The 301-nt window shown below is 58.5% G+C and carries 1 pseudogene; it reads left to right on the top strand.

The annotated features are described in order from the left end of the window. Positions 1 to 11: 11 nt before the first annotated feature. Positions 12 to 301 (top strand): annotated as a pseudogene (locus QN347_RS21040) (hypothetical protein); the annotation flags it as partial.

A 301-nucleotide genomic window follows, 5' to 3' on the forward strand; every position in this document is an offset into this window, starting at 1 on the left:
CGTTTCATTCCGTGGCCGTTGACAAGACGTTGCTGGCAAAGCTGGATCGCTGCAAGGCCATCGTCAAGGCCACGGTGGGAATCGATGATGTCGATGTCGCCGCTGCGACCCGCAAAGGTATCCTGTGTGCTCACCTGCAAGGAATCGGTGCCGATGAGGTTGCCGACCATACGATGGCTTTCATCCTGGCGGCACAAAGGCAGCTGTTCGCCTATTCGGAACACACTAAAAAGGGACACTGGTCATGGCGCCACCCGGGGGCACTGAAAAGCTGCCAGGATACCGTGCTCGGCCTTCTCGG

It is taken from the genome of Sphingomonas sp. 10B4 (genome assembly GCF_035019905.1).
Lineage (GTDB): Bacteria > Pseudomonadota > Alphaproteobacteria > Sphingomonadales > Sphingomonadaceae > Sphingomonas > Sphingomonas glacialis.